Raw genomic sequence first — 6130 nt, forward strand, 5'->3', positions numbered from 1 at the left:
CGCCAAAATTTTACGAGATGTGCGACACACATGGCGTCGACTTTTTGGTTCGACTCAAGGCAAATTCAAAGCTTGGGAAGCTGGCAGAAACGGCCTTAGTGGATTGCCCTCCAAAATATGAAGAGAGCAAATGCGTCTACCACGAATTCAAGTATCAGGCCGCGTCATGGGGTAAAGCTCGCCGTGTTATCGTATGTTCTACTCATACGGCAGATGAGCTAGTTCCCTGGAACCACGCATTCGTAGTGACCAGCCTGGCCTCCGAGGCTCCAGAGACTTTGTTCAAGACCTATAGACAGCGGGGCAATGCTGAGAACCAAATTAAGGAGCTGAAATGCGGGTTTGGCTTTGACAAAACAGACAGCTCAACTTTTGCACGGAACACTGCACGAGCCTTGATCACCGGTATTGCCTATAACCTGGTTCAGCTCTTTAAACAGCTCTTTGTCTCGGAAGACCGTCGTTCAACCATCTCCTCGCTACGGTTCAGCCTCTTTCACATCGCCGGTAGGATTACTTGGCACGCCCGTCGTGTGGTGATTCATCTTGCTTCTAACTATGTTTACAAGAACTGGTTTAGTCGGCTCATGGACGAAGTCCATCAGTTGGCGACCTGAACTGAATAACTGAATAGGTCGTGCGTCGAGCCGAAAACTGGGTCGGTCTGTTCGTGGTGCATCGATCACCAACTTCTCCGCTCAGTCAGTATTCGCAACGATCCAAACGTTGCTTTCAGACCGGCCAGATGCGATTTCATGTCCCAAATACCGAGGTGAATAATCCAGGATACTTATGTTTGGCAGGTTGAATACAATAATCGCACACAGTATGAATCTACCAAGCAGTTGGTATTGAAGCTGGCGCAACAGCTGATGAGCGATTGACGATCAATGTGCAAGCAGTGAGCCTAGCGCAAATCAGCAAACAAAAAGCCGCCATCCCCTCGGTCGATGTCGGCTTAAGTTTGTACAATTGACTGTCGCAGCTGGGCACTGCATGACCTACAATCGCCACGCTTCACAGATCCAGCAGTTATTGCCCCTGATCGCTGCGGTACTGCCGTTTATCTTCCGCAACCAAACTATAACGCCCGCTTTGCGCCGCCATCAGCGCCGCTTGCAAGGCTGGATCTACGGCGTAGAGATACAAGCCATGGACGCCGCGCGTCAATAAGACATTCAGTTCATTTTGCAACAATTCCTGTGAAACATCGACTTTTGTGTTATCAGCCAATGTGCGCTTGTTCTTTGCACGCCGGTTGCAGCTGGCACTGGCATCAAAGACGATTTGCCCATCGCGCAATTTCACCGATGGGCCAATGATGACCCCGGCATAATTCAAGTCAAACCCTTGAATCGTAAAAGTCGAGCCAACTTCATCGATCGTGTCTGGCACTTCAGCCCAGGCCAGCTTTTGCACCTGACGCTTGGCAGCGGCTGACTCAGGCTTCATTTGCTTGTTCCAAGGCATCGCCCAGTCGCCGATGCGCACTTGCCAAGGCTGGCCATGTTCATCTGTTTTACCTTGAATGAACGGCCAATCAAACGTTGCCAGCATTCTGGATAAGCCGTGGTTTTGATCATGCTGATCTTGTTGCTTAATTGCTTCATGTAAGGCCTGCGGATCGTTGAAAACTTTGATCTCATACCCTTGCTTATCGTCTTGCGGCAGCGGCAGCACCTCATGGCCTTGCACCAATGCTGTCAACCACCGTTCAACTGCCGGCCCGCCTTGCATCCGCAACTGGTGCCTTAACGTGATCAAATTATGTTTCTTAGCCGCCTGACCTTCAAGTTCAGCCAGCTGCTTTTGCTCCCAATAGCCATTGGTGGCGATGATCTGGTTGCGATCGAACACCGCGATCACCACCCGCGCTCGTTGCAGCAAGTCAAACAACTGATTCTTGCCTTGATAAGTCTGCTTGCCTTGCGTCCACAACAAGTGCGCTTCATCGACCAACACCACGTCGACGGGGTCGCTGGTTTGATGCGTCAGGATAAAATGCGTCGGCTTGGCTACGTTGTCAGATTTAGGAGACGCCACTTCCAGCTTATACATGACCTGCTGATAGACTTTCAGCTGTTCATCATGATTGACCAATAATGCCGCAGACAATGGCGTTTCATCTGACTTAAGCGATCGGCCATGTTGATTCAAAGTCTTGATCATTTCATAGAACATGCTGCTTAACAGCACCGTTTTGCCTGATCCGGCCTCGCCTTCCACCAAGATCAGCTGTCCAGTGGCGCGACTTTGCAAGGCGTTGGCCACGCGGTCCAAAATCAACTGCCGCGCTTGTTGTTGCTCATCAGTCAACTCATGAAACGGTGAGGCTTTAAATAGCGCAGAATCTTTGATCACTGCTTCGACGGGAAAGGCGACTGCATTGATCTGATTTAGTTTGCCCCAGATTTCGCTGAAAATCTGGTCGCGTTCTTGGACTGGATAGTATTTGCCTTGCGGGTTAGTGCGCCGGTTGTTCAGCTTCGTGACAGCTTTGCTGCCAGACAAATACAACATCAGCCGATTCTCGATATCAAGCGTCAGCGACTTGTTAAAGTGCTCATGCCCAATGACGATCATCTGCGCATTCTGCTCTTGTTTAAGGGCTTCCCAATCTGATCGGTGACTCGGATCTTGGCCCAAGTGCTGCAGGGTCCGGCGCTTGATATCATTAGTTTCGCCGACGTAAACTGTCAGCTGATTTTTCATCGCAGAATGGATGACGTACACCATCGGAAATTCAAAAAGCAGCTCGGCTTCTTGCGGTTTCAACACCGGTTCGATTTGGGCCAAACTGTTCACATCGTATTTAACCTCGCGCACCACTGGCGCGGCAATCCCATCTTCTGCCATTATTTATCCTCAAATTCCCAATGGCGCTGCTTATTGATCGCCAGCTTTTCTTCAATAATTGCGTTAGGATCAACGCCCAGCTGCTCGCACATGTAATACGCATAAGTAAGCACATCTGCCAGCTCAAGGCGCAAGTCCTGGCGCTTCTGCTCAGAAAGTTCAGCATCTTCATGCTGCCACAGAAAAATCTTCTCCACTTCAGATGCTTCGATCCCCAACGCCCGCGCCAATGCCGGCAAGGTATGAAAATCCTGCCATCCCCGCTCGTTACGAAAGGCGATCAGATCCGCGATCGCTTGCTGTGTCTCCATCGACTCCGCTTCCTTCTGCACTTTTGACTACATTGTATCAGATTGATCAAAGCCCGGTGCATCTAAAAACCAGCCCCGCCGCACGTGTTGCGTCAGGACTGGCCGATTTAATAGGTTTCATGCTTGCTGGTGTCGCCGTTAACCAAGCTGCGGAAGTTAACGAACCCGCTATCCAGCCCCCGCAACAACACTTCAGCGGTACCGATATTCGTCGCCAAAGGCACATCATAAACATCGCACAAACGGATCAAAGCATTAACATCTGGTTCATGCGGCTGCGCGGTCAGCGGATCGCGCAGGAAAATCACTAAGTCGAGCTGATTCTTGGCGATCAAGGCCCCAATTTCTTGATCGCCGCCCAGCGGTCCTGAATGAAAGCCGGTGACTTTCAACCCCGTGGCTTCCTGCACTTGACTGCCGGTGTGGCCGGTGGCAAACAAGTCATGCTGGGCCAGGATTGGCTTGTAGGCCACGGCTAGTTGTCTCATCAATGGTTTCTTCTCATCATGTGCGATCAATGCAATTCTCAATGCGGCTGCCTCCTTTAGGTATGAATAGCTTCAGGATAGCACATTGGGTAAGGACGCCGTCAAGGCCAACCTCATTGCCGATAACCACCCCGATCAGGTGCGAAACTTGTTGCTTTTCGTGCGCTTGATCGTAAACTGCGGATCGCGCCAATGTTTAACAACAGCCGTGGCGACATATCCATGCCTTGAGTCGCGCACTTGCAGGTGGTATTTGCCGCCTGCCAGTTGAGTTGAGACGCGTCCGCTACGATCGGATCGCAGCACATCAATGGTCTTGTGCCCACGCCGAATCACCACCTCGACTCCAGGCAATACCGCGCCTGTCTCATCGCGCACCACCTCAGTCAACGCGTAGGTACTGCGACTGATCAGCAGCCCGCGGCTTAAGGCCACCAGCAAGCCACCTAGCAACAGCCCCATTACCGCCCAAAACAGCAGCTTCAATTTGTTCCAAAGCGCCGCCTCTTGCGAAGCTTTGTTATCTGCTGCAGTATAAGGGATCCGCCGGCCGGTGATCAGCAGGCGATGGGAATTGACCATATATGGCGTACAAGTCATCAGCGTGACCAGATCCTGATTAGGCACGATTGTCAGCGCGTTAACGGCAGTGGGTTTGATCACTTGCCGCTTGAAGACTTGGTAGGCCAAGTGGCGATCACCGATCTTAATGAAGAACTTGTCACCTTTCTTCAACTTGGGCAACCGCGTGAAAAGCGTTGCGTTAGGCACCCCGCGGTGGGCTGAAATGACCGCGTGGGTACTTTTGCCGCCAGTCGGGTAACTCGTGCCATCTAAGCGACATGCGCCAAATTGCAGCAGCCAGTCAGTGGTGTGATCAAACACCGGCAGGCTCAGATGGATCTTGGGAATGGTGAGTTGCGCCACGGTTTGGTTGGCCAGTGTTGCCTGATCACGCTTCGCCTGCGTATCCGCAGTGCCTTGCGCATTAACCGCGGCGTTAAAATGATTCACGCCAGGCACCGTATGGGCTTTGGCCAGTTGCGCGTTCTTTGCTTGATACGCGCGCAAGCCTTTGGCCAAGGCCCGGTTATTCTTCTTGGTTTCCATTTGCTGATAAGCGTCGATGGTTTGCTGGTTTTGATAGGAAACATATGCATCACTCACGAATGGATAACACAACACCCCCAGCCCGCCAACGATCAGCAGCAAGATCACCACATCGATTACGCCCAGGCCCTTCTTCTCGTGCTTCTTTGCCATGTTGCCCCCTAATACAAAACAAGGCCGTCTAAGACGCCCTTGTTGCGTATGGAAATTTAATTAGTTAGCGCGCCGCTTCTTATAAGCCACCGTGCCCAGTGCAACCAGTGCCGCACCTAAAGCCACATACAACACGATGCCGATACCGCCAGTGTGTGGCAGGATCGTTTTTGGCGTATCAGTGACCTGAATCGGGTCCTCATCATTAACTTCATGCTGATCATTATCGGTTGTGCCATGGTCATTATCGTACCCGGTAGGTGCTTTGGTTTCGACATAACTGTAAGCCACACCATCTTTATCATCTGGGTTGCGCAAGCCCATTAGCGTTGAAGTCGGATCAGTCATCCGAGTTTCGCTGGCCGCTTCAAAGCCAAATGTCCCATCTTTAGAATCACTCACAAAAGTCGTGGCAGCATCTTTATTCCTGGATTATTCACCTCGGTATTTGGGACATGAAATCGCATCTGGCCGGTCTGAAAGCAACGTTTGGATCGTTGCGAATACTGACTGAGCGGAGAAGTTGGTGATCGATGCACCACGAACAGACCGACCCAGTTTTCGGCTCGACGCACGACCTATTCAGTTATTCAGTTCAGGTCGCCAACTGATGGACTTCGTCCATGAGCCGACTAAACCAGTTCTTGTAAACATAGTTAGAAGCAAGATGAATCACCACACGACGGGCGTGCCAAGTAATCCTACCGGCGATGTGAAAGAGGCTGAACCGTAGCGAGGAGATGGTTGAACGACGGTCTTCCGAGACAAAGAGCTGTTTAAAGAGCTGAACCAGGTTATAGGCAATACCGGTGATCAAGGCTCGTGCAGTGTTCCGTGCAAAAGTTGAGCTGTCTGTTTTGTCAAAGCCAAACCCGCATTTCAGCTCCTTAATTTGGTTCTCAGCATTGCCCCGCTGTCTATAGGTCTTGAACAAAGTCTCTGGAGCCTCGGAGGCCAGGCTGGTCACTACGAATGCGTGGTTCCAGGGAACTAGCTCATCTGCCGTATGAGTAGAACATACGATAACACGGCGAGCTTTACCCCATGACGCGGCCTGATACTTGAATTCGTGGTAGACGCATTTGCTCTCTTCATATTTTGGAGGGCAATCCACTAAGGCCGTTTCTGCCAGCTTCCCAAGCTTTGAATTTGCCTTGAGTCGAACCAAAAAGTCGACGCCATGTGTGTCGCACATCTCGTAAAATTTTGGCG

At 51.2% G+C, this 6130-nt stretch carries 7 protein-coding genes; 1 reads left to right on the plus strand and 6 read right to left on the minus strand.

From position 1 onward, the window contains the following. Positions 1 to 617 (plus strand): transposase (locus ACGG90_RS15065; protein WP_390407408.1); only part of this gene is annotated, 617 nt, incomplete at its 5' end. Between the two features lie 415 nt (positions 618 to 1032). Here the strand turns inward: ACGG90_RS15065 and ACGG90_RS15070 are convergent. From ACGG90_RS15070 to ACGG90_RS15095, 6 genes are all read right to left on the minus strand, one after another. Beyond that, positions 1033 to 2856, minus strand: coding sequence for a DUF2075 domain-containing protein (locus tag ACGG90_RS15070; RefSeq protein WP_390410661.1), 1824 nt, complete (start codon positions 2854 to 2856; stop codon positions 1033 to 1035). Beyond that, a complete protein-coding gene (locus tag ACGG90_RS15075) occupies positions 2856 to 3167 on the minus strand; it encodes a nucleotide pyrophosphohydrolase (RefSeq protein WP_390410662.1) in 312 nt (103 codons plus the stop codon). Before ACGG90_RS15075 ends, ACGG90_RS15070 begins: the two co-directional genes overlap by 1 nt. A gap of 107 nt (positions 3168 to 3274) precedes the next feature. Further along, on the minus strand, positions 3275 to 3697 hold the full coding sequence (gene mgsA / locus ACGG90_RS15080) for a methylglyoxal synthase (RefSeq protein ID WP_390410663.1): 423 nt from the start codon (positions 3695 to 3697) through the stop codon (positions 3275 to 3277). Between the two features lie 93 nt (positions 3698 to 3790). Next, positions 3791 to 4918 carry a class C sortase gene (locus ACGG90_RS15085; RefSeq protein WP_390410664.1) on the minus strand — a complete coding sequence of 376 codons (1128 nt, stop codon included), beginning with the start codon at positions 4916 to 4918 and terminating at the stop codon, positions 3791 to 3793. Between the two features lie 60 nt (positions 4919 to 4978). Beyond that, positions 4979 to 5320, minus strand: coding sequence for an LPXTG cell wall anchor domain-containing protein (locus ACGG90_RS15090; RefSeq protein WP_390410665.1), 342 nt, complete (start codon positions 5318 to 5320; stop codon positions 4979 to 4981). Between the two features lie 193 nt (positions 5321 to 5513). Then, positions 5514 to 6130: transposase (locus tag ACGG90_RS15095; RefSeq protein ID WP_390407408.1), on the minus strand; the 617-nt coding region annotated here is incomplete at its 5' end.

It is taken from the genome of Lacticaseibacillus jixiensis, from assembly GCF_042847315.1.
Classification (GTDB): Bacteria; Bacillota; Bacilli; order Lactobacillales; family Lactobacillaceae; genus Lacticaseibacillus; species Lacticaseibacillus jixiensis.

Coding starts and splice junctions, on each gene's coding strand:
- ACGG90_RS15085 (WP_390410664.1), bottom strand. CDS start 4,918: ATGGCAAAGAAGCACGAGAAGAAGGGCCTGGGCGTAATCGATGTGGTG.
- ACGG90_RS15070 (WP_390410661.1), bottom strand. CDS start 2,856: ATGGCAGAAGATGGGATTGCCGCGCCAGTGGTGCGCGAGGTTAAATAC.
- ACGG90_RS15075 (WP_390410662.1), bottom strand. CDS start 3,167: ATGGAGACACAGCAAGCGATCGCGGATCTGATCGCCTTTCGTAACGAG.